This is a genomic window from Pseudomonas sp. FME51 (assembly GCF_014897305.1).
Window position 1 is genome coordinate 39323 of sequence record NZ_JABUYN010000004.1, and the last position, 24907, is coordinate 64229.

Annotated in this window: 10 protein-coding genes; all 10 read left to right on the forward strand. The window is 59.7% G+C overall.

All coding sequences use genetic code 11. From position 1 onward, the window contains the following. Window positions 1-24: 24 nt before the first annotated feature. The 10 genes from exbB (at window position 25) to INT39_RS08555 (ending at window position 24898) form a co-directional block, all read left to right on the forward strand. A complete protein-coding gene (gene exbB / locus INT39_RS08510; protein WP_193073490.1) occupies window positions 25-996 on the forward strand; it encodes a tonB-system energizer ExbB in 972 nt (323 codons plus the stop codon). Beyond that, window positions 996-1430, forward strand: coding sequence for a TonB system transport protein ExbD (gene exbD / locus INT39_RS08515; protein ID WP_193073491.1), 435 nt, complete (start codon window positions 996-998; stop codon window positions 1428-1430). The genes exbB and exbD overlap by 1 nt, the downstream gene beginning before the upstream one ends. Next, window positions 1427-2233 carry an energy transducer TonB gene (locus INT39_RS08520; RefSeq protein ID WP_193073492.1) on the forward strand — a complete coding sequence of 269 codons (807 nt, stop codon included), beginning with the start codon at window positions 1427-1429 and terminating at the stop codon, window positions 2231-2233. Before exbD ends, INT39_RS08520 begins: the two co-directional genes overlap by 4 nt. Window positions 2234-2405: 172 nt before the next feature. Further along, window positions 2406-8633, forward strand: a complete 6228-nt coding sequence (locus tag INT39_RS08525; protein ID WP_193073493.1) for a non-ribosomal peptide synthetase — start codon at window positions 2406-2408, stop codon at window positions 8631-8633. After that, window positions 8630-18355 (forward strand): polyketide synthase, encoded by a 9726-nt coding sequence (locus INT39_RS08530; RefSeq protein ID WP_319021335.1) that lies wholly within the window; start codon window positions 8630-8632, stop codon window positions 18353-18355. Before INT39_RS08525 ends, INT39_RS08530 begins: the two co-directional genes overlap by 4 nt. A 14-nt stretch (window positions 18356-18369) precedes the next feature. Beyond that, on the forward strand, window positions 18370-19497 hold the full coding sequence (locus INT39_RS08535) for a Gfo/Idh/MocA family oxidoreductase (RefSeq protein WP_193073772.1): 1128 nt from the start codon (window positions 18370-18372) through the stop codon (window positions 19495-19497). Then, window positions 19490-20275: a thioesterase II family protein gene (locus INT39_RS08540; RefSeq protein ID WP_226944638.1), complete on the forward strand. Its 786-nt coding sequence runs from the start codon at window positions 19490-19492 to the stop codon at window positions 20273-20275. The genes INT39_RS08535 and INT39_RS08540 overlap by 8 nt, the downstream gene beginning before the upstream one ends. Before the next feature lie 15 nt (window positions 20276-20290). After that, complete coding sequence (locus INT39_RS22800) at window positions 20291-23224, forward strand: salicylate synthase (protein ID WP_319021336.1); 2934 nt, start codon at window positions 20291-20293, stop codon at window positions 23222-23224. Further along, entirely contained in the window at window positions 23206-24036 is an 831-nt protein-coding gene (locus INT39_RS08550; RefSeq protein WP_193073494.1) for a 4'-phosphopantetheinyl transferase family protein, read from the forward strand. Before INT39_RS22800 ends, INT39_RS08550 begins: the two co-directional genes overlap by 19 nt. Continuing rightward, on the forward strand, window positions 24017-24898 hold the full coding sequence (locus tag INT39_RS08555) for a LysR family transcriptional regulator (RefSeq protein ID WP_193073775.1): 882 nt from the start codon (window positions 24017-24019) through the stop codon (window positions 24896-24898). The genes INT39_RS08550 and INT39_RS08555 overlap by 20 nt, the downstream gene beginning before the upstream one ends. The last annotated feature ends 9 nt before the right edge of the window (window positions 24899-24907 follow it).

A 24907-nucleotide genomic window follows, 5' to 3' on the forward strand; every position in this document is an offset into this window, starting at 1 on the left:
GGCCCAACTGGAAGGTGTGGTTACATGAAAATACGAACGATCATCCTCGGCTTGCTGGTCGCCCTGCTGCCGCTATCCGGGGTCAATGCGGATGAGCCAGGCCTGGCCGAGGATCAGCAGCCGGAGGTACTGGAAGTATCCGGCACCCCCATTGATGAAGGGCTGACCACGCTTGAAGGCGGGCCGCTGACGGAAGGAATGAGTGCAGAAGCGGATGCCATCGCCGGATTGCCGGCAGAAGAAGTGGCCGAAGCGGGCGCTGGCCTGCCCCACGACCTGTCACCCTGGGGCATGTATCTGGCTGCTGACTGGGTGGTCAAGTCAGTGATGATCGGTCTGTTGCTGGCGTCGGTGCTGACCTGGACCATCTGGATATTCAAGACGCTGCAACTGCACATGGCACGTCGTCAGGCGCGTAGCGCACTGCGGATACTGGTGAATGCCGAGAACTTTGTCGATGCTCGCCAGCACTGCGCCGAGCAGCGTGGGGCGAGTGTCAATCTGCTCGGGGCAACCGCCCATGAACTGCAGTTATCTGCGCAAGGTCCAGCCGCGGATGACGGCATCAAGGAACGGGTGGCGGCACGGCTGGATCGGGTGCAGGTATCCGCCGGCTCGCACATGAGCCGAGGCACCGGCGTGCTCGCGACCATCGGTTCGGTGTCGCCCTTCGTCGGCCTTTTCGGCACGGTGTGGGGCATCATGAACAGCTTTATCGGCATTGCCCAGTCACAGACCACCAACTTGGCGGTGGTGGCACCGGGTATCGCCGAGGCGCTGCTGGCAACGGCATTCGGTCTGGTTGCGGCGATTCCGGCAGTGGTGATCTACAACCACTTTGCCCGTTCCATTGGGGTCTATCGCGCTGTGTTGGGCGACATTGCCACGGCGTTGCTGATCCTGATCAGTCGGGATCTGGATCGCAAGCATCCCGAAGGCAGCAGCCTGAGTGATGAGCAGGATACTGTTGTGTCCATGGCACGGAGCGCCGGCTGATGGCGTTTCACATACAAGACACAAGCACCGCAGATCTGCCGGACAACCACGAGATCAACGTGACGCCCTTCATCGATGTGATGCTGGTACTGCTGATTATCTTCATGGTCGCCGCGCCGCTGGCGACGGTGAGTGTACCGGTTGATCTGCCAGCCTCCTCAGCAACCCCACAACCGACTCCGGATGAGCCGTTGTATCTGACCATACAGACCGATCTGTCGCTGACGCTCGGGGATGATCTGGAGGTGGAACGCGAGAGGCTGGCGGACAATCTTCGCCAGTTAGCCCCCGACGAGGAACAGCGCATCTTCCTGCGCGCCGATCAGTCGGTGCCCTATGGGGAGTTGATGGAGGTCATGAACGTGCTTGGCAGTGCTGGTTATCTGAAGGTCGCGCTGGTGGGGTTGGAGCGGCCTGCGGAGGGTGGACTGTGACGCCGCTGTCAGGCTCCGAGCGCGAGACATCTAGAAAGGGGCCGCTGTACTGGTCGCTGGCCGGGCTGTTCGCCCTGTCGTTGCATAGCGCGGTGCTGGGGTTCTATATGTGGCGCCCGACTGCGCTACCGCCCCCGGATATGCCTGCCGCTACCCCCTTTGCGGTTGAACTGGCGATGTTCATGGCGGCACCGCCGGACGCAGCGAAGGAAGTGCCACCCGGGCCTGAGCAGATACAGCCACAGAAGGCGCCGGTGACGCCACCCGAGGTGGTGGAGCCAAGGCTGCCGGAACTGCCAGTGGTGGAGCGGCCTGCCGAAGTGCCGATCCAGAAGCAGGTTGTGGCAGAACGTCCCAAAGCCGAGCCCAAGCCAGTAATCGAGCCGACGCCGGAGCCTGCCGAAAAGCCCAGCGAGGTGTCTGCACCGGAAACCACCGCACCGCCCAGCACAGCTGTGACACAGGCCAGCGACAGGGTGACGGCACCCTCGCAGGGTGCGTTAAGCCAGCAGGCTATCAATGCGAAGCAGCAATGGCACAGCATCTTGCAGGCTCATCTGGAGCGCCGCAAACGCTCCCCACGACAATCAGCACGGCGACAGGGGGAAGTCGTTGTTCGCTTCGCCATGGCCCGTAACGGCCAGGTGCTGTCTGTGGCTCTACAGCAGAGCAGTGGGATACCAGCCTTCGACCGGGAAGCGCAGGCGTTGATTCGGCGGGCCGTGCCTTTGCCCAGGCCACCCGCCGACGTGCCGGGCGACCCGCTGACGCTGACATTGCCGATCCGGTTCACCATGAAGTGATGATGCCTTGCCGTGCTATGGGCAGCTCCACCAGGTGTGGCAGGAGTTGGGGTTCTCTACAGGGAGGTTTTGCGAAGGTGATGTGCTGGTGCTGAACCAGCAATTGGTAGCACAGGTGCAATAGCCATGCTTTGCAAGTGCTTTGAATCAGTAAATTCTGGAGGTGCTTCAGATGACGGGTTTGGTACAAACCAGTGGTGATGAGATGGGGTGGGTGAACGATTCGCTGCGCGATGAGGTCGCCGCCGATCTTGGGGTGCCTGTGGAACAACTGGATGCCGACACCAGTTTCCTGACGCTGGGTCTGGATTCGATGCGGCTGATGGCCTGGATGCACCGCCTGCGCAAGCGTGGCCACAAGATCAAACTCAAGGATCTGTATCAGGAACCGACCTTGCAAGGATGGAGTCGGCTATTGCGTGAGAACCCCGCGCAGGCGACTACCAAGCAGGCGGACAGACCAAAGTCGGAAGCCAAGACAGAGTCCAGGGCATGGCCAACCATGACTGATGGTGAACCCTTCGCCCTGACGCCGGTACAGCACGCCTACCTGGTCGGGCGCGCACCGCACCAGACGCTGGGCGGTGTGGGCTGCCACCTGTATCAGGAATTCGATGGCGTAGGTCTGGATGCCGATACGCTGGAACAGGCGATCGGAGCTTTGATCGAACGCCATCCAATGTTGCTGCTGACCTTTCTCGAAGATGGCCGACAGCAATACCGCCCAGGCACACGCTGGCAAGGCCTGACCTTGCATGATCTGCGCTCGGCTTCTGCCGCCGAATGCGATGAGCATCTACAAGCCATGCGGGAGACGCACGGCCACCGCGTGCTGGCTGTTGAGCTGGGGCAGAATATTGACTTCCAGTTGACCCTGCTGCCGGACGGTCATCACCGTCTGCATGCCGACATCGACCTGCTGGTGCTGGATGCTGCCAGTTTCAGCCTGGTCTTCGATGAGCTGGCCGCGCTGGTACGCGGCGAGCATTTGCCAGACACCAGCAAGGATTACGACTTCAGAAGCTACCTGTCACACGCCACTGAAGAGAACACCGCAGCCCGCGACCAGTCACAGCAGTTCTGGATGGAACGGCTGGACACCTTGCCTGATGCCCCTGACTTGCCGCTGGCCCGCGAACCAGAGCAAATCAAGCAGGTGCGTATCTCACGTCGACGCGAGGAAATCCACGCCGAGGACTGGGCGCGCTTCAAGGGTTTGGCCGGTGAAAACGGGGTAACACCGACCATGGCGCTGGCCACCTGCTTCAGTGCAGTACTGGCGCGCTGGTGCGGGCAGTCGCGGCTATTGCTGAACCTGACGCTGTTCGATCGCGAGCCACTGCATCCTGCGGTGGACGGCATGATTGCCGACTTCACCAATATCCTGCTTCTGGACATGCTCGGCGAGGGCGAATCTTTCGCAGGATTGTCACAGGCTAACCAGCAGACCTTTACCGATGCCTATGAGCACAGGCACTGGTCGGGCGTCGAATTGCTACGCGAGTTGCGGCGTACATCTGGCGCTTATCAACATGGCGCACCCGTGGTGTTCACCAGTAATCTGGGGCGCCCTCTGTTCGGTCAGGATGCTGAGCGTACACTGGGCGCGCCCGGCTGGGGGATTTCGCAGACCCCGCAGGTGTGGATTGATCACCTGGCCTACGAGCATGGCAGTTCGGTATTTCTGCAATGGGACAGCAATGATGCCTTGTTCCCGCCGGGGATGCTGGATGCCATGTTCAACACCTACGTGCGGCTGGTGCGCTACCTGCTGGCGCAGCCGAATGCCTGGCGCGAGAAGCTGCCGGATCTGATGCCGCAGGAACAACTGGCGGTCAGGGAACGCATCAATGCCTATGGCGATTTAGCGGCACCGGAGGGTTTGCTGCACGAAGGGGTCTGGCGTCAGGCGAGCGAGCGCCCGGAGTCAGTGGCCTTGATTCATGGTGAGCACCGCCTGACCTACGCGGAACTGGCGCAGCAGGCCCAGCGGTGCGCCGGGGCACTGGTGGCGCGGGGTGTGCAGCCGGGCGACCGGGTCGCGATCAGCATGTCCAAAGGTATCGGTCAGATCGTGTCGTTGCTGGGGATTCTGTTTGCCGGCGCAGTCTATGTGCCGGTTTCACTGGATCAGCCGCTGGACCGTCGGCGGACGATCTACCAGGGCGCAGGCTCGGTGATCGTGTTGGTTTGCCAAAACGATACCGTGGAAGATAACGCAGTGGAGGGCGTGATCTTCCTGGCCTGGCAGGATGCAATCAGGCATAAGGCCTTGCCTAACCCCAAGGTTGTGGGTGCTGGGGAACCGGCGTATATCATCTATACGTCCGGCTCCACCGGCGTACCCAAGGGCGTGATCATTTCCCACCGTGGCGCACTGAATACCTGCGCAGCGTTGAACCGCCGCTATGCGGTTACGGCGGACGATCGCGTGCTGGGTCTGTCGGCACTGCATTTTGACCTGTCGGTGTATGACATCTTCGGACTGCTATCGGCAGGCGGTGCGCTGGTGCTGGTCGATGAGAACCAGCGACGCGATCCTGACGCTTGGTGCAAAGCCATCGAACGGCATGGCGTGACGCTGTGGGACACGGTGCCCGCGCTGTTTGACATGCTCCTGACCTACAGCGAGGGGTTCGAGTTGCAGGCGCCTGCCAGATTGCGGGCGGTGATGTTGTCGGGTGACTGGATCGGGCTCGACCTGCCCGCACGCTATCGGGCTTTCCGGCAGGATGGCGAGTTTGTGGCCATGGGCGGCGCGACCGAGGCCTCCATATGGTCCAACGTCTATGACGTGAATGTCGTGGCCGAGGATTGGCGTTCGATTCCCTATGGCTATCCGCTGGCCCGGCAAAAATACCGGGTGGCCGATGCGCAGGGCCGCGATTGCCCGGACTGGGTGCCTGGCGAACTGTGGATCGGTGGGGAAGGCGTGGCGCTGGGCTATTTCAATGATCCCGAGCGCACAGCCGAGCAGTTTGTAACAGTCGATGATGAACGCTGGTATCGCACTGGCGATATGGGCTGCTACTGGCCTGACGGCAGGCTGGAGTTTCTCGGACGCCGTGACAAGCAAGTCAAGGTTGGCGGCTACCGTATCGAGCTTGGCGAAATCGAGGCGGCACTATTGCGTGTTGAAGGCGTTAGAAGTGCCGTCGCGATGGCTGTTGGAGAGCGGGAGAAATCGCTCGCTGCGTTCGTAGTGCCGCAGGGCACCATCCTGTTTACCCCGCTGGCAGACGACACGGTACGGCCCGCCGACTATGCATTACTGCTGCCGGGCGGAGCCAACAGTAATGCGCTACCCGAGCATGACCTCGAAGTGGGCATGGCTCGGCTGGTCGCCAGCTTCTTGTTTGAACACCTGAACCAGCAAGGGGTGGATTTGTTTCAGGGAGTCACGGCGCAGGAGGCCCTGCGTCAATACCGTGCGCAACCGCACTGGGGTGGACTGCTTGACCGCTGGCTGCAGCATTTGCATGTTGAGGGTTTTGTCCGGCTGCTTTCGGACGGGAGTTATGTGGCTGTATCCGAGCAGCCGCCCTCTCTGCCGCTTGGCGAGCATCCTTTGTGCGACGCGATCAGTGCTCTGACGCAGCACCATGAAGCACCAGCCCGGATCTTGCGTGGCAGCCAGTCAACCAAGACGCTGCTGGATCATCCGTTCTGGGCGCCGGAGCGCCTGTTGTTGCGTACCTATGGCATGCAGACGGCCATCGAGTCTCTGGCTGCCACGGTGCGAAGCATGGCACAAGCGTTGGGTCGCCCTGTGCGTTTGCACGAGGTGGGCGCGCGCAGCGGTCTGGCGGCTGCGCAGCTGCTACAGCTTCTGCGGGACTCTGACGTGCAGTACGTCGGTTGGGACGAGTCCGCGGAGATGGTTCTGCGTGCGTCGACCACGCTGCAGAGTCATGCCCATGCACAGGTGCAGCGCTGGCATGCGGAGATTACCACTGAGCAGTTGCACCAGGCTGATCTGGTTTGGGCAAACAACGCCTTGCATCGCCTGGGCGATGCCGGGATACAGGCTGTATTGGCGCTGGCCGCGCCTTCAGCACTGGTGATCATCCATGAGTTGCGACGGATTTCCAGCCTGGCGTTGGTATCGGCGGAGTTGCTGGGTGACGGTGATGGCCTGGCGGAACATGTCCATGACCTGTCCCGGTGGCAGTCGATGCTGGGCGGGCACGGTATGCATACCGAGGCAAGCGGCCTGGACGGCGAGGTGCAATGGCTCGCCCTGCGCGCTCCGCGTGAGGTGTTGAAGCCAGACAATGACAAGCTCACCTGCGCTTTGCGTGAGCTATTGCCAACCTACATGGTGCCGCAGTGGTTGTTTTTCCTGGAGACTCTGCCGCTTACTGCCAATGGCAAGGTGGATCACCGAGCCCTGATGCAGTGCTGCCGGGGACGGGTGCAACAGGCGGGGCCTGAACAGGAACTGCCGAACGGGGAAACAGAACAGGCGCTAGCGGCGTTATGGTGCGAGCTGCTGAAGCTGCCGGGTGTCTACCGAGGCAGCCATTTCTTCCAGTTGGGTGGTGACAGCCTGCTGGCTACTCGCTTGATCGGCGAGCTGGCCCGACGCGGCTTTGCCGCTGAACTGGCGGACTTGTTCAATTACCCGGTATTGGCAAACTTTGCCGTCACGCTGCGGCGAGAGGAGATTCAGGCCGCCGACGGGCTTTCACATGATCCTGAGCACCGTCATGAACCTTTTGCGCTGACTGACGTGCAGCAGGCCTATCTGGTTGGACGTCAGCCAGGTTTCGCGTTGGGCGGGGTGGGGTCGCATTTCTTCGTCGAGTTCGAGGTGGCCGATCTGGATGTGGCGCGCTTCGAACAGGCAATGAACCGGCTAATCCTGCGCCACGACACATTGCGGTCGGTAGTGCGCGACGACAAACAGCAGGTGCTGGAACACGTTCCTTGCTTCAGGCTGCACTGCCATCTTGTCAGCGCACTGGATGGCGAGGACACCATCACTCTGCGGGACGGGTTGGCTCGGCAGGTTCTCGACCCGTCACGGTGGCCGGTGTTCGATATCCAGGCTGCGCAAGTGAACAGCAGTTCGCGCGCACGTCTGTTCGTCTGCCTGGACAACCTGATGCTGGACGGGCTCAGCATGCAGATCCTGCTTGCTGAATTGGAACAGCTTTACACCAACCCGGATCTGGTACTGCCCGAGCTGGAGATTGGTTTCCGGGATTACCTGGAGCATGTGCGTCAACAACCGGTCAATGAGTTGTCGCAGGCCTATTGGATGCGGCGCCTGGACGGCCTGCCGGCCGCACCGGACCTGCCTCTTCGTTGCGAACCGGCTGAGGTTGGTGTGCCGTATTTCGCGCGGCTGACGGGCCAGCTTCCCGCAGCTCAATGGGATGCCCTCAAGAAACGGGCGCGTGCGGAGGGACTCACCCCGTCAGCGCTGCTGCTGGCGGCCTATGCCACCACGTTGTCGGCCTGGGCCTCGCGCGATGAGTTGTGCCTGAACCTGACCCTTTTTGATCGCCAGCCCCTGCATCCACAGGTCGAGCAGGTACTGGGGGATTTCACGACATTACTGCTGTTGGCCTGGCAACCGGACGGTGATTGGCGCAACAGTGCCCATCAGTTGCAACAGCGTTTGCGCCAGGACTTGTTGCACCGTGACGTGTCGGCAATCCAGGTGATGCGCCAATTGGCTCAGCGCGCTGGACAGGCCTCGGCAGCCATGCCGGTGGTGTTCACCAGTGCTTTGGGGTTTGAGCAAGACCGCTTCCTCGCGCATGCCTCCTGGATGAAGCCGAACTGGGGGCTGTCGCATACCCCGCAGGTCTGGCTTGACCATCAGGTTTACGAATCTGAGGGCGAACTGCGGTTCAACTGGGATTACGTCGAGCAGCTATTTGAACCACTACAGATTCAGACCATGTTCGAGCGTTATGTGAATCTGCTGCTTCGCTTGGCAAGTGAAGACGCAGCCTGGGATCTGTCGCTGGACGCCTTGATGCCACGCCTGGAGAACGCCCAGCGTCGAGTAACTGTCGGGATTAAACGGCCTGTAGACGCGAGCACTTCCAATCGGATTGAGCTGCGTGAAGATGATGCACTGGTGACATTGCTGTGCCGCCACTTTGAAGAAGTTGTCGGCCTGCCGATTCGTCCGCGCCAGTCCTTCTTCGATGCCGGGGCAACCTCCCTGAAATTGGTTCAATTGCATGTGCACCTAACCCAGGCCGGGTATGGCGGGCTGGTAGTCACCGACCTGTTTGCTCAGGCAACGCCGCTGGCCCTGGCGGCGCATCTGCAAGGCACCTCGGCAGCGGCTGACAACGCCACCAGCGTCAATAAGGAGCGCCGCGATCTGTTGGCGCAACGCAAAGCACGGGCAGAACGCCGTCGCGGGAGCACATTGTGAATATCGAAGAACTCTTGAACCGTCACTACCCGGATGGCGAGCCAATCGCGGTGATTGGTTATGCATGCCGTTTTCCTGAAGCGGCTGACAGTGAGGCTTACTGGGCGAACTTGTTAGCCGGGCGCGAATGCAACCGGCAGTTTTCACGCGAGGAGTTGCTGGCTACGGGTATCCCGGCTGCTGTCATCGACGATCCAGCCTATGTGCCTCGGGGCACGGTGGTGGAAGACGCCGATGCCTTCGACGCCGAGCTGTTTGGTTACTCTCGGCAAGAGGCGGAGCTGATCGACCCACAGCAACGTCTGTTCCTGCAGGTTGCCTGGCACGCGCTTGAACATGCGGGTTACGCCCCAAGGTCGGTGCCCCACATCACAGGTGTTTATGGCGCTGGCCGGATCAGCACCTATCCGGGCCGCGAGGCGATCAACATTGCCGAAGTGGCGCATGTACGCAGCCTGCAATCGCTGATGGGGAACGATAAGGATTACCTGGCAACGCGGGTAGCGTACAAGTTGAACCTGCGTGGCCCTGCTCTCACTGTGCAGACCGCTTGCTCAAGTTCGCTGGTGGCCACGCACATGGCCTGCGAAAGCCTACGCGCTGGTGAATGCGACATGGCGATTGCGGGTGGTGCGGCAGTGTCCTTCCCGCAGATAAGCGGTTATCTGTTCCAGCAGGGGATGATCTTTTCACCGGACGGGCATTGTCGGCCATTCGATGCTCAGGCTCAGGGAACCTATGCCGGCAATGGCGTCGGCGCCGTGGTACTGCGGCGCCTGTCCGACGCATTGCGGGACGGTGATCCGGTGGCGGCGGTGGTGTTGGGGAGCTCGATCAACAATGACGGTAGCCAGAAGGTTGGCTACACCGCACCGTCCATGGCGGGTCAGCGTGATGTGATTGCCCAGGCATGGGCTCTGGCCGGCGTGCAAAGCCAACAGTTCGGCCTGATAGAGGCTCATGGAACTGCAACCCCACTGGGGGACCCGATAGAACTGCAAGCCCTGCACTCTGTTTTTCACGCAGCGGGACAGGGTCCTGGCTGCGCGCTGGGTTCGGTCAAGAGCAACATGGGGCACCTGGATACGGCCGCCGGGATCGCCAGTTTCCTCAAGTCCGTACTGGCGGTGGAGCGCGGCTCGATCCCGCCATGCGTGAATTTTGTCCAGGCTAACCCGGCGCTGCGACTGGAGGATGGACCGTTCTATGTGCCCACCGAAGCACGGCCCTGGAATGCGCCGATACGCATGGCAGGCGTGTCGTCTTTTGGCATTGGCGGAACCAATTGCCATATGGTGGTGGCATCGCTGCCGCTGGAACTGCAACGGCTGGGAAAGGCGAATGAGGCGCAGCCGGACGCGGCTGAGCAGGTGTTGCTGCTCAGCGCCAACAGCGAAGTCGCGCTGAGGCGCTTGTCGGATTCCTATGCACAGGCTCTGCGTCAACAACCGGGTAGCGACGTAGCCCATTCGGCTCTGCATGGCCGCCAGCTCGATATGCCTTGGCGCCTGGCCGTACCCGTATGCGAGGAGACTGCCGATGCCCTGACAGCCATCGCTGAAGGGGATGACGACATTCTGGTTCATATAGGACATGACGCGCCTGGTCTGCGTGTCTGGTTGTTCACCGGACAAGGTTCGCAGTGGCCGGGCATGGCGCGTACCTGGCATGCCAGCTCGCCGGCGTTTGCGCAGTGTCTGGAGCGTTGTCTGGCGGCGTTCGCAACAACTGGTGACGAGACGTTTGCCCAGGGCCTCCGCCAGGCGCTGATGGAGGAAGGTCACACCCTGCTGCAGCGCATGGAGTATGTTCAGCCCGCCATTGTCGCTTTCGAGCTGGCCATGGCAGCGCACTGGCAAGCCTTGGGGCTGGTGCCGGACATGGTGTCTGGACATTCGGTCGGCGAGTTCGCTGCCGCCGTGGTGGCGGGACATTACACAGTGGAGCAGATCATGCCGCTGGTGAGGGTGCGCGGCGCGCTGATGGATCGCTGCAGTGGCGGTGGGATGCTCTCGGTATTTACCAGCGAGCCGGAGGTGATGCCGCTTGCTGTTGAGTTGGGTCTGGACCTGGCTGCACACAACGGCGACCGGCATCTGGTGTTTTCCGGTGAGCGCGACGCCATCGAAGCAATGGCGTCCAGACTGGAAGCCATGGGCGTACGCAGTAATCCCTTGACTGTCCCCGGCGCTGCGCATTCACGAATGCTTGACCCGATTCTGGACGAATTCCAGCAGGCGACCGCAGTGCTAACCACTGCGGACGGCAGTTTGCCATTTATTTCTGGGTTGACAGGCGAGGTGGTGGATTCCGATGAGTTGAAGGCACCCGCCTTCTGGCGCCGACACATGCGTAGCCCGGTACGTTTCATCCAGTGCCTGCGCAAAGCCGTGGAGCATGGCGCGGGGGTGTTTCTTGAAATGGGCCCGGACTCACCCTTGGCGGGAATCGGGCAACGGGAGCTGGGAGACGTTGCCAGCTGGGTTACCTGCGCTAAGCGCAACCAGCCCGCTGAGCGCCAGTTCAGACATGCATTGATGCAGCTATATGCCGCCGGCGTCAGCCTGGCATGGACATCCTTGCTGGGCGGATCAGGACGGCGCTGCCAGCTTCCTCTGTATCCCTTCGATCAGCCACGCTATTGGCGCGAGGCCAAGGCTGAGGTGGCGCAAATGCCTGCGCCACAGGCTGCAACGAACCTCGTTACTGCGCGCAGAGTAGTGATTGAGCAGGCGCGTGAGCTGGAGCTTACCCGCCTCGAAGCGCTCTATTCTTGCGTCACCAAGCTCCATGCCATCTATGTGGATTGGCTGGTGCGTGCTTGCGTAGGCGATCTGATCGATCATGGCATGACGGCGCTGGACATCCTGCGTGGCGGCCGACTGCTGCCGCGCCACCGACAATTGCTGGTACGCCTGCTCAATGCTTGTGTTGAGGACGGCTACCTGCTGGTGAATGATGGGCGCTATGCGACTCGCCTCCAGGCACCCCACGACCAGCATGACAGTTTGCTCCGGGAACTGCAGAGCTATTGCGAAGGCCTGGATGTAATCGCAGACACAGTGCAGCGTGCTGGAGCGAATCTGTACAGCATGATGAACGGCGAGGTCGAGCCGGTGGCAGTGATCTTTCCAGAAGGTGCATCCAGCGGTGTAGAAGTGCTGTACCAGGACTTCAGCTTCGGGCGCTATTTCAACCAGATCGCCGCAGGTGTCATGGCTGATCTGGTGCGCGCCAGAGGTGAACCAGAACAGTCGCCTGCGGCGTACCGCGTATTGGAAGTGGGCGGTGGCACGGGTGGTACGACATCGTGGGTGTTACCGGAGCTGTCCGCTCAGCCAAACGTGCGCTATATCTTTACAGATATTTCGCCGATCTTCACGCGACGGGCTGAACAGAAGTTTGCCGATTACGATTTCATCGAATACCGCGAATTCGACCTGCAAAAGAGCGCTGCCGAACAGGGTTTTGTCACAGGCGACTATGATCTGATCGTGGCGGCCAACGTCATTCACGCCACGCAACATGTGGGCGAGACACTGGCCAATCTGCTGCCCTTGCTCAAGCCGGGCGGCAAGCTGCTGATGCGTGAGATCACCAGGCCCATGCGTCTGTTCGATTTCGTGTTCGGGCCGCTGGTGCTGCCCTTGCATGATGAAGCGCAGCGAGGCGGAGAACTGTTTCTATCGACCGCCCATTGGCGCACGCAATGTCTGGAAGCGGGGTTCGCTCAGGTCGAATGGCTGCCGGAGGACGGAGCAGCCACGTCGCAGATGAGCGAGCATATCATCCTGGCAACAGCACCGGGCACGTCCTTGACGCAAACGGGAATGCCTGCCGCAACGCGACTGGGCGGTGGTCTGCTGGGTCAGGCACTGGCCAGCGACGGCAGTTACCTGGCCGACTGGTCCGACTGCGCTGGACAGGAGGCGCCATGGCAGGACCGTATCAGCGCCGCTTGCGCCGAGATGGCGCGCCGGCATGGCAACGGACATTGCGCTCCGCTGACGGATTTGCCGCCATGCGCGCCGGACTGGCTAGGCCTGGTGGGGTTGAAATGGCATGCCGAATTGCTGGGGGAGGCGCGGGTGGCACTCAGCCTGTGCGCACCAGATGGTACATGGCACCTCTTCGGCGCCACCGGTGCGGTCGTGGGCGATGATCTTCCTGCACTTTCGCCTGTTCCTGAAACACACTACGACTGGGGCTGGGACCGCCTCGAGCTTGCGCCTGTGGATGCTGCTGGTGTTGGCCGGTACAAGTTGTTCGGCCCGGTTGCCGATCAGCTTGAAACCGAGCTGGCTAACGCAGGCGTGGCGCTGGATGCTCACGCCGAGGATTGGTTGGTCATTATCCCGCCGGAGGCGATCACGCTGGAAGCTGTGGCAGAGCCGTTCCTAGCGGCTGTCGACGAGCTGGCCGGTGCTGAACGCGGTCATATCGTCCTGGTGACATGCGGTGCTTGGGCCATTGCCACACCGGAAACAGTCGATGCGACGCAGCATGCAGTGTGGGGATTGGCGCGTGTCGCTGCGGTTGAGTGCGCGTCTCGGGGCCATGTCATATCCGTAGTGGATCTGGGTGCGGACTCAGATTGGAAGGATCTTGCGTCGGGTCTGCTGGCGATTGCCAGAGGCGCGCAATGGGTCGCCGTGCGCCAGGGACAGGTCTGGACACCACGGTTGGTCTCTCAGAAGTATGCCGCTCCAACGCTGACCGAGCAGAGTCTGTCGAGTGATAAATGGCATGTCGTGACGGGCGGCCTCGGCGGCTTGGGACGTGTAAGCGCAAGATGGCTGGCCAGCCGCGGAGCTACGCGGATTGCGCTGCTGGTACGCCATGAGCATGACGATGCCCGTGAGTTCATGATCAATCTGCAGCAAGAGTACGGTTGCATGGTGACCTCCATCAGCTGCGATGTGAGTGACCCTTGGGCTGTTGATGCCGTGTTGACTCAGTTGCAGGCCGAGACTGGCGTCGCTGGGGTCGTTCACGCTGCCGGCCTGCTGGACGATGGGCCGATCACGGCTGTGGACAGCAGCAGGCTGGTGCCGGTACTGGCCGTCAAAGCCTATGCTGCCCGGCACGTTCATGAGTGGCTGAGCAAGGCGCAGAGCAAATCCTATCTGGTGCTCTATTCCTCGGCAGCTGCAGCGCTTGGTAGCGCTGGACAGGCGGCTCATGCCTTGGCGAGCGGCTATCTCGACGGTCTGGCCCGTCAGGCTGCCAGCAAAGTGGGCAATCAGCCGTCGGTGGCCGTGGTATCGATCGGCTGGGGCGCTTGGGGGGAGTCCGGGCGCGCGGCCGATGCCGGTCTGCAGCAACATCTTGCCGACGACGGTATGGGTGTGCTGACCGATGGCGAAGGACTCTGGCATCTGGAACAGGCTTTTTCACGTGCGGCGCCTTACCGTCTGGCAATGCGTGTACTGCCTGATCGCCTGGATGAGGCACGCAGCCGCTTGCTGGGTCTCATTCCGTCAGCTTTGCAGCCCGTTGCCGTGGCTGCCGCGGCTACGTCGCCGAGTGACAGGACGCAGCAGTCGGTGGTGGCGGATTTGCCTCCTGGCAAGCTGGCTGACGTCGACGCGGTAGCGCAGTGGCTGACCGCACAGATTGCCGAGCAGTTACGGCTGGATGATCCGGGCCGCCTATCGCCCAGACGCGACCTGGTGCAGATGGGACTGGATTCGCTGCTGTTTCTGGAGTTAAGCAGCACGATTCAGCAGCGCCTCGGTGTTCGTCTCGACGCTGAACAAGCCTACCGCGACCTGACCCTCAACGGACTTAGCCGCCTTATAGTCGAACAGGCCGATCAAGCTCCTGAAAAAATGCCGCAACCTGCTGTATTGCAGCATGATGCGTTGGGACGCCATGAGCCTTTTCCCCTCACCCCGATACAGCACGCTTACTGGATGGGGCGCACCAGTCTGATCGACTATGGTGGCGTCGCATGCCATGTGCTGTTCGAGTGGGATCTGGCGCATCAGCAGTTTGATCTGGGACGCCTTGAACAAGCATGGAATGCCCTGATACAACGGCACGACATGTTGCGCATGGTCATCGGTGAAGATGGCCAGCAGCGTATTTTGGCCGAGGTGCCGGATTACCGCATCGAACGGGTCTTCCTCACATCCCTGGAGCCTGTGCAGCGAGAACGGATACTGGCCGATGTCCGACAGGAATTGTCCTATCGCGTTCTACCGGCAGACCGTTGGCCCTTGTTCGAGCTGATTGCCAGCGAACTGGACGGTGAACACTATCGTTTGCACATGAACCTGGACCTGCTGCTTTTCGATGTGCAGAGCTTCAAGGTCATGATGGACGATCTTGCCGCTTTCTATCAGAGCAGGAGCCTTGAGCCGCTGCAGATCACCTTCCGCGATTACGTGCTGGCCGAACAGGCACGGCGCCAGGAGGCCGGCTGGCTGAAATCCTGGTGCTACTGGCAGGAACGCATTACGGATCTTCCTCCGGCGCCCAGACTACCCTTGTCCGAGCAACCGCAATCCAGCGGACAGCCACATTTCACTACCTACCAGGCTGTTCTTGAGCGCGAGAGCTGGGAGACGTTGAAGCGTGAATGGCAATCCTGGGGAGTGACGCCTTCCGCAGGATTGATGACGCTGTTTGCCTGGACGCTGGAGCGTTGGGCTCGGTGGCCGGCTTTCACGCTGAACCTGACCTTCTTCAATCGACGCCCAGTGCACCCGCAGACGAGTCAGCTTATCGGTGACTTCACCTCGGTATTGCTGGTTGATTTTGACCTGAGCGACCCGTCATCCAGCTTGCGCGGATCGATCGAGCAGACGCAGCAGCGTCTGTGGCAGCACTTGGCAAACAGTCAGGTTAACGGCGTGGAGCTCCTACGCGAGATCAGTCGTCTCCGTGGCCATTCGCGCCAGCCACTGATGCCTGTGGTGTTCACCAGTATGCTCGGCATGACGCTCGATGGCCTTGCGATCGACCAGGCCATGACCAGCCTGTTGGGTGACCCTGTGCATGTCTTCACCCAAACGCCACAGGTCTGGCTGGACCACCAGGTCATGGAAATCGACGGTGAACTCGTGTTCAGCTGGTATTGCATGGACGAGGTGCTGGCCGACAAGGCGGCCCAGTCCATGTTCGAGGATTTCCATGGGGTATTGAAAGCTGTGGCGATACGACCCGAGCTGATGGAGCAGACCGGGTTGTGGAAGCTGCCTGATGACCAGGATGCCCCGCAACGTTTCGAGCGCCGAGGTTGGCTTGTACCGGTTGCCGAGACCACAGTCGACCTGCGCGACATCGAGGATGCCATTCTCCAGGCAGAAGGCATCCTGCAGGCGGACGTGCGGATTGATGATGCCGGGCGGTTGCGGGCTCAGGTTGTGGCGGCGGATCGCACATACCAATCCACTGATTTCCCCGGCCAACCGCTGGCCGGTGTGCCTGGTCTGGTGGGACTGGATATAGCCGAACAAACCCAGTTCGATGACGTCTGGCATGCGCTGGAAATCCGGGCGCTGCATGGCATTGCCGGAACCCTGGCGCGACACGGCCTGTTCGTACACGCAGGCCAGAGTGTGGACCTGGATGAGATTTATCAGCGGCTGATGGTGGTGCCACAGTTCGAGCGCATCGTCCGCCAGTGGCTACGTGCTCTGACGGAAGCGGGTTGGTTGTCCCAGGATGGTCGCCTGTTCATCTGCCAGCGTTCGCTCGGCGAGGTGCCAGAGGCTCCGGCCGCACCTTCCAGCCATTGGGGTGATGTGCTGGGCGCGTATCTTGATCGAAGTATCGAGCGGCATGCGGAACTGCTGCAGGGGATGTGCTCTGCCCTGGAACTGTTCTTCGTGGATGATTACGCGATCACTCGGGCCTTGTACGCAGAGAATCCGGCAGCGCAGTGTGTGGCTCGGAACGTGGCTCGCGTGGTTCACGAGCTGGCCCAGAATACGGATGGCAACCTGTTGGTTCTGGAGGTAGGAGCAGGCACCGGAGCGACGACGGGTGCCGTACTGCAAGCACTTGGGGAACGCTTGCAGACCTATCACTTTACCGATGTATCTACCTTCTTTCTGGACGAGGCACGTAAACGCTTTGCCGGGAACGACGGCATGGCATACGGCATTTTCGATATCAATCAGCCGGTCGATTACTCGGCGCACCCGGCACAAGGCTATGACTTGGTAGTGGCTGCACAGGTCATGCACGACGCCAGCCATATTGCGCGATCACTGCATCGCATCGGCAGCCTGATGACGCCTGGTGCTCGGTTGGTGCTGATTGAGGCGACCCATCGGGACAGCCTGCTGCAGATGGCCAGCGTGGGCTTTATCGAGGGGTTGGGTAACTACCAGGATCTGCGTGCCCTTGATGATCGGGCCATGCTGGATCTCCCCCAATGGCGGGAGGTGCTGCAGGATGCCGGCTTCTCGGTCGAACTGGCATGGCCCGAGCAGGAGGTTTCGCCCATCCATCAGCATGTCATCGTGGCGCGACTGGTGCGCGCTGCACATGTCGATTGCACAAGGCTGGAGCGGGAGCTGGCCAAGCATTTTGGCGACACCCTGCCAGGCATTCAAGTGCAACAGAGCGAACCGTTGGGCCTGTTCGTGGCTGAAGATCCAGTTGCCGAAAAAGAGCCGGCGACACCGGCCACGCAACCGCAAGCGTCAGCGCACGCAGCTCTTACCGAGGTGCCTGATGCCGCCGCTGGCTCATCCTACGCTGAATTGCTCAATAGCGTTGCGCAGGTGTGGCAGTCCTTCCTCGGCAGACCGGTACAGCCGCAAAGCGATTTCTTCCAGAGCGGTGGCGACAGCCTGATTGCCACCAGGGTCATCGCCCAGCTCAATCGTATCGGTATTGCCGGGGCCGACCTGCAGGCCCTGTTTGCCCACCCGACACTGGCGGGTTTCTGCGCCACTCTGGAAGGAGCCAAAAGCAACGGCATGGAGAACGTGCTTGTGCCCTTGACGAAGAGTTCATCGAGTGAGTGTGCGTTCGTATTCCACGCCTCGGACGGTGGTGTGACGCCGTATCTGAAGTTTGCCCAGGCACTGGATCGCAATGTGTGGGGGTTGCAGGCCCCGGAACAGATTACGGTCAACAGTCTGCTGGAGCTTGCGGCAGGCTATCTCCAGGCGATGAAACCGCAACTCGGCAATGAGCCTTATACGTTGATTGGCTGGTCCTACGGAGCCACGGTCGCCGCTGAAGTCGCGCGTATGCTGCACGCTAGCGGAAAGGACATACGCCTCGTGCTGATTGATCCAGTCTATGGCGCTGACTTCGCTGTCGCAGACTTGTCGGACCTTATGCGCCTACTGGCCAAGGAGCACGGGATTACGCTGCCTGATGATTGGGACACCCTGGACGAAACCTCGCGCATCGAGGTGTTCATGAGCGGCACCGTCGAGGCCAAGGTCATCAGCCAGCTAATGCCCGTAGAGGTAGCCCAGCAATGGTTATCACGCATTCACCAGTTGCTGACCCTGTTGTCACAGCACCATGTTCGGGACGCCATCGACGTTCCCATCTTATGGATCGAGGCGGATCAACATCCTGAGCACTGGACGCCCGCGGTACGCGAATGGGAAGCGTGGAAGGTTCGCGCCGAATCCCATGTGCTAAGCGCAACGCACTGGCAACTGATGGAAGACGCAGAGATCTCCACGCAAGTTGCCACTCTTGTCGGGCGATGGTCAGCCCAGGTACCCCGTGAGGAGAAAACCTAATGATTCGCACACCCATCAAGAAAAACAGGCGCGTGCTGATAGCCGGGGCAAAGTTCGGTGAAGTCTATATCAATGCCTTTCTGCGCCCACAGCCAGGCCTTGAGCTGGCCGGACTGCTGGCACGCGGCAGTCGCCGTGCACAACAACTTGCCCGCGATTTCGGCATTCCTCTCTACACCAGTCTGGATCAGGTTCCAGGCGATATCGACATCGCTTGCGTGGTGGTTCGTTCAACTATCGCACAAGGAGAAGGCAGTCAGTTGGCGGAGCAGTTGTTGCAGCGGGGCATGCACGTCGTGCAAGAGCATCCCTTGCACCCGGACGATGTCGCCAGACTGCAGAAGTTCGCTGACGAGCGGGGACTGGTCTACTGGGTCAACAGCTTTTATCCGCATCTGTCGGCTGGCCGCAGCTGGATAGCTCATGCCGCGCGTATCCGGAGCCTATTGGAGGGAGACTTGCCGTGCTCGGCTCAACTGACCACCAGCCGTCAATTGCTGTATTCCTCGCTCGATCTGCTATTGCAAGCATGCGGAGTCAAGGATGCAAATGAGGTGCAGGTGGAGGTGCTGGACGGCGCGGATGATTGCTTCGCTCCGCTGCGCCTGACGCTGCCCGGTGGTTGCCCGGTCACGCTGCGCTTGCAGTCGTATCTGAACCCATCTGACCCGGATATGTTCAGTCTGGTGATGCATCAGGCCAGCCTGGCCTGGCCCTCTGGCTACCTGTCTCTGGAAGCCAGCCATGGGCCTGTGGTGTGGACAGGAGCCTTCCACGATCAAGAGCACGATAGCCCTGACCGGACAATGTATCGCTATATCGACACGAATCCCGATTACGGGCAAGCGCCTTCCCTGGTGCTCCATCAAGCGCCCGAAACCTGGCGGGATGCCTTCGAGATCGAAGCCGCAGCCGGGGTAGCGCATGTCCTGCAGGCGTTATGTCAGAGTCTGGATGGCGCAAACCTGCCCACCGCGTTCAGTTCTGCTCACCAATTGTCGCTGGCCCGGCTATGGCTGACTGTGCTGCATTGTTCACCCCCGGTTGTCGAGCGCCTTCTCACCCCTCCAAAGCTGATCACCCGCGAGCAACTGCATGGCATTGAAACATATGCGGAACCGACGGGAGGCATCCATGAATAAGTTTCTGTCGCTCTGCAGTAAGGACGGCCAGGCAATGGCTTCGATGCATGTGGTGCTTTGTCCCTTCGCCGGCGGAAGTGCCAGTGCGTTTCGTAGTTGGCGTGATTTGGGGGCAGTAGGTATGGACGTGTCTCTGGCAGTGTATCCAGGGCGGGACCATCGCATGGGCGAAGAGTGCATGGACAGTATTGAGGAGCTGGCGGCGCAGGTGCTCCAGGAGATAGAGGCGCAGGGGATAGACCCCAGTACGTTGATTGTGGCCGGCCACAGCATGGGAGCACAAGTCGCCCACCAAGTGTGCGTGCTTCTTGAAGCCAAAGGCACGCTTGCGCGCGGGCTGGTTCTGTCCGGATGCCACGCACCACACCTTCGAGGACGTCGGCCGCTCAGCCATCTTCAGAATCTAGCTTTTCTTGAGCAATTGGCAGCTATTGGTGGGTGCTCACCTGAACTGCTCAACGACCAGACATTGTGGCCTGTGTTCATGCCCATGCTGCGTGCTGACTTTAGCGCCACGGAAAGCTATTGGCATGCAAAGCCGCCAGACGATTCTGGACGGCTGCAGACACCAGCGCTCCTGGTGTTTGGGAGCACTGATGATGAGGCCTGGCGTAGTGAAGTCGAGGCCTGGAGCTGCTGGCTGAACGATGTGCGGGATCTCATTTCGATCGCTGGTGACCACTTTTATGTCATTCGGCGCCCTAGAGCGTTTCTGGAGCATATCCGGCGCTGCTTTGAACCTGGTTTCACGCATGCCCAAGCATGCGCTATCAAGTGAATAAGGAAGGCTTTCATGATGACTGATCTGTCTATTGCGTACGAGAAACTATTCGATAAAACCATTCCCCTCAGCCACTGCCTGAACCATTGGGCGAAGGAATATGGGGAACGGATTGCCTTGACCAACGAGGCTGGTGAACATCTGTCGTATGCAGAACTGAACGAACGTGCGGAACGCCTCGCTAGCGGCCTTTACGCGGCGGGCCTGCGGGACGGCGACCATGCGATGGTGCATATGCCAAACACCAGCGGGCTGTTCACTGTCATCTTCGCGCTGCTTCGCTTGGGGGCCGTTCCGGTAATGGCAATGCCGAACCAACGGGAACAGGACATCAATGCCCTGATGGAACTGGCGCAACCGGCGGCATACTTTATTTCGGATAACGTGGCGGAACACGACTATCTGGCACTGGCGCAGAATATGCTGGAAAAGCATAGGAGCCTGCTCTTTGTCGGTCTGGATGGAAACGTCAACCAAGGCCAAGAGGACATCCTGCTGCTTGAGGATTTGCAGGGCCCAGCATGCCCCTGGCCTGAAAAAGATCGAGAAGATACGGCTTTTCTTTTACTCTCCGGTGGCACGACGGGTACCCCCAAGCTGATTCCTCGTAAGCACGGCCATTATTTCTACAATTTCACCGCTTCTGCCGAATTATGCGGATTCAATAGTGAAATGGTTTTCCTGGCAGTTCTGCCTGTCGCCCATAATTTCACGCTGGCGTCTCCGGGCGTGCTGGGAACATTCCAGTGCGGTGGACGGGTTGTCACTTCAATCTCAGCCAGTTGCGACGAGGCCATGCCGCTGATCGAGAAGGAAGGCGTTACCCATGTCGCTTTGGTTCCACCGCTAGCGAAACTGTGGGTAGAGGGGCGGGAATGGGAGGACAGTGATCTTTCGAGTCTCAAGCTGATGCAGGTCGGCGGTGCACGGCTCGAAGCTGGGCTGGCCAAGCAGCTGCTCGACACTCTTGGCTGCGGTTTGCAGCAGGTGTTCGGCATGGCTGAAGGGCTGCTTTGCTACACACGCCTTGATGATCCACTGGAAACTATCATTCATACACAAGGTCGGCCGCTGTCGCCCGACGATGAGATCCGTGTCGTCGATGAAGAAGATCGGGATGTTGCCGAGGGCCAGCTTGGTCAGCTCATGACGCGCGGGCCGTACACCATTCGAGGCTACTTCCGGGCACCAGCGCAGAATGCGTCCAGCTTTACCCAAGATGGTTTCTATCTTTCTGGTGATCTGGTGCGGCGTGATGCGCAGGGTAATTTCATTGTAGAAGGCCGCATCAAGGAACAGATAAACCGCTGCGGAGAGAAAATCTCTGCCACCGAGGTGGAGGAAGCAATTAGCGCTCTGCACGGGGTGCACGCAGTGGCTGCCGTGGGCGTTCCGGATGATCTGCTGGGTGAGAGGATCTGCGTTTTTATCAAACCCGAGGGTCAGCCGGTTGAGCCGCCTCAACTCAAGGCCGCGTTGCGTGCAAGTGGGCTGAGCGACTACAAGGTACCGGATCAGGTCGAGACGATTGACGAATGGCCGTTGACCGCCGCCAAGAAAATCGACAAGCGCAAACTGGTCACCATCGCAGCGCAGCGGGCTTCTGAAACACCCGCATCCACGCCGTTGCATTACCAGCAGGAGACTGTACCGTTCATTGGCGATCCCTTTGAGATGGCGGTCAGACTGGTCGACCATATCCAATCGGAAGACAGCAACTATGTGCTCTATGAACGGCACGGTGAATGGACGCTGGGGCTCGATTGCGCCATGGAGATCACCGTCGATGCAGATGGCTCGGTTCATCGCAGTGACGGGAAATCCTGGAAAACGGCCTCGCCCAGCGAAGGCATCCAGCAAGCTCTGGCCAATCTTCCATTTGAAGATTGGAGGGCTTATGGCCGGGCTGACTTCGAGTTCGCCTACCTGACGTATGGCGTTGAAAATACCGTACATCTTGGGCCACTGATGAGGATTGCGATTCCCAGAAGCGAAATCCGCTTCCAAAAGGAGTCGGTACTGTTGCGCGCCTTGAGCGCTGAAGAAATGTCTCGCCTGAAAGCAGCACTCGACGCAGCCAAAACGAGAGAGTTGCCACAGAGTGATGCTCCAATCAAGATGGATGTGCGTTCGACAGGACGTGAGTCGTATCAGCAGATCGTTGCGTCAGCCGTAGCCCAGATGCAGGATCGACTTTATCAAAAGGTCATTCTGTCGCGGGCAGTGGATATCCCTGTTGCCGTTGATATGGTGGCCAGTTACTACGTTGGGCGCCAATCCAATACCCCAGCTCGCTCTTTCCTGTTGAAAGATGGCGATTTCCAAGCGTATGGCTTCAGTCCGGAAATCGTCGTAACGGTGGATGCCGAAGGCAACGTGACAACCCAGCCGCTGGCGGGTACGCGTGCCTTGACGGGCAACCAGGAGACTGACGAACGGCTCAGACAGGAGCTGGAATCGGACGTCAAGGAGATTGCCGAGCATGCGGTATCCGTGAAGCTGGCAGTCCAGGAAATGTCGCAGGCCTGCCATGAAGAATCCATTCTCGTGGATGAGTTCATGAATGTGCTGAAACGCGGCAGCGTCCAGCACCTGGCTTCGCATGTGAAAGGTGTGCTGGAACCTGGCGCCAGCGCCTGGACCGCATTCGAGAAGCTGTTTCCCGCGGTTACGGCATCCGGCATACCGAAGAAGGAAGCTCTTGAAAGCATCAACAGGCATGAAGGCCGTAAGCGCGGACTCTACAGTGGGTGCGTTCTGATTGCCGGCAGCGATGGCGCACTGGATGCGACCTTGGTATTGCGATCTGCGTACCGCGATGGAGATCGGTATTGGCTGCAGGCGGGCGCGGGGCTGGTGCCGCATTCGACGCCGGAACGCGAGTGGGAGGAAACCTGCGAGAAGCTGACATCCGTCGGGCCCTATCTGTGCGCATCGAAGAAGTAAGAGACCACTGCTTCGGCGGCCATTCCCTGCATGATCCATTTATGGGAGGGTGGACTCCGGTAATTTCAGCAATGCTGGATTTGCCGGAGGACGTAACGCTATCGGGAATTTCGATTGCAGTGGTGCGTGAGGCGATGGAGACCCATTTGTCTCCCGGTTCAGCCTTGCAACTCGCAGTCACAGGCATGAACACCAAGCGCCGTACCGAATTCGCAGCGGGTCGGGTGTGCGCCTCCGAAGCTTTACGTGGCATGGGGTTGATCGCTGAGTTTCCGCTACCCGTACGCAATCGTCTGCCTGTGTGGCCGCTTGGCGTGGTGGGCAGTATCAGCCATTGCAACACCATAGCGGTAGCAATGACAGCGCCGAAGTCCCGATACTGTGCCTTGGGGATCGACGTGGAATCGTTGCTCGACCCTGACACCGCGCAAGGGATACAACAGTACGTCTGCCGCGACGAAGAACTGGATCGTTTGGAAAGATATATTCCATGCAGAAGCCGCTCATTGACCATACTCTTTTCGGCTAAGGAGGCACTGTATAAGGCACTGTTTCCGTTGGTCGGTAGGTTCAAGGATTTTCACGCTGCAGAGTTCGTTGGTTTTGAACCCTGTTCTGTGGTGCTTCGGCTGACCCATGATTGGACTTCATGCTGGCGCGCCGAAACAAAGATAAAAGTCCGCTATGCATGGCTGGGACAGGAGGTTATTTCCGCTGTCTGCCTACCAAGATATCTTGACTTAACAAAAAGAGAAACGCATGAAAAGTTTCGCCAATGGTATTGGAGGCCTCATGGATTTGCGGCACCTTAGATCTTTTATAGTCTTAGCCGAAGAGCTGCATTTCTCACGTGCCGCCGAGCGCCTGCACATCGAACCCTCTCCACTGTCACGCACTATAAAGGAGCTGGAAACAGAGCTTGGTATCATGCTTTTCAAGCGAAATCGTCGTGGCACTTACTTAACGCATCCCGGCGAGGTGTTTCTACAAGAAGTAAGGCATGTGTTTGCGACTCTGGAGAACGCGAAGAAAAGTGTCATGGCAGCGGCCTCTGGTTATCGCAATACATTGCGAATCGCCTTATCTGATGGCGCCGCACAACCACACCTGGCAACGATATTGGCTCGCTGCCGGGAGGAGGAGCCGGATGTTGAAATACGGCTCACAGAGGTGTCTCTCTCTGCACAGCTGCGCGGGCTTCGTGACAACACGTTTGATGCTGGGTTTTCTCGTTCTGCGCAGGTCGGGGATTCGGTCATCGCGCGACCTGTCTGGCACGACTCTTTAGCGGTTGCTGTGCCAATCAGACATCCCCTTTTAGTTCACTCGGCAATTCCCTTGGGCGAGCTGCTTCGCTATCCGCTGGTGCTCGGCCATCCTGAAACCTGTGCTGGCTATAATCATCAGCTCAGACAAATATTGCGTGGCGGCAATGCCGAACCCATCGTGATCGAGCACGTCACCTCAATGGATATGATGCTGACATTTGTCGCTGCTGGATACGGTTTAGGGTTCACCACGCTGTCTCACACTGAAATCTATAAGCATCCGGAGATAGTGTCACGGCCGCTTGCAGTAGAGAACTCACTGCTTACTACCTATTTATTGACCTCCGCTACTGCCAGCCCTCAGCAGCTGGGGGGATTTATTGAACGAATACAGGAAATCATCTGAAGGTTTGTC

What these genes read in the sequence shown, in the direction of transcription:
- INT39_RS08555 (WP_193073775.1), top strand. Translation starts at nt 24,017, where the DNA reads ATGGATTTGCGGCACCTTAGATCTTTTATAGTCTTAGCCGAAGAGCTG.
- INT39_RS08540 (WP_226944638.1), top strand. Translation starts at nt 19,490, where the DNA reads ATGAATAAGTTTCTGTCGCTCTGCAGTAAGGACGGCCAGGCAATGGCT.
- INT39_RS08525 (WP_193073493.1), top strand. Translation starts at nt 2,406, where the DNA reads ATGACGGGTTTGGTACAAACCAGTGGTGATGAGATGGGGTGGGTGAAC.
- exbD (WP_193073491.1), top strand. Translation starts at nt 996, where the DNA reads ATGGCGTTTCACATACAAGACACAAGCACCGCAGATCTGCCGGACAAC.
- INT39_RS22800 (WP_319021336.1), top strand. Translation starts at nt 20,291, where the DNA reads ATGATGACTGATCTGTCTATTGCGTACGAGAAACTATTCGATAAAACC.
- exbB (WP_193073490.1), top strand. Translation starts at nt 25, where the DNA reads ATGAAAATACGAACGATCATCCTCGGCTTGCTGGTCGCCCTGCTGCCG.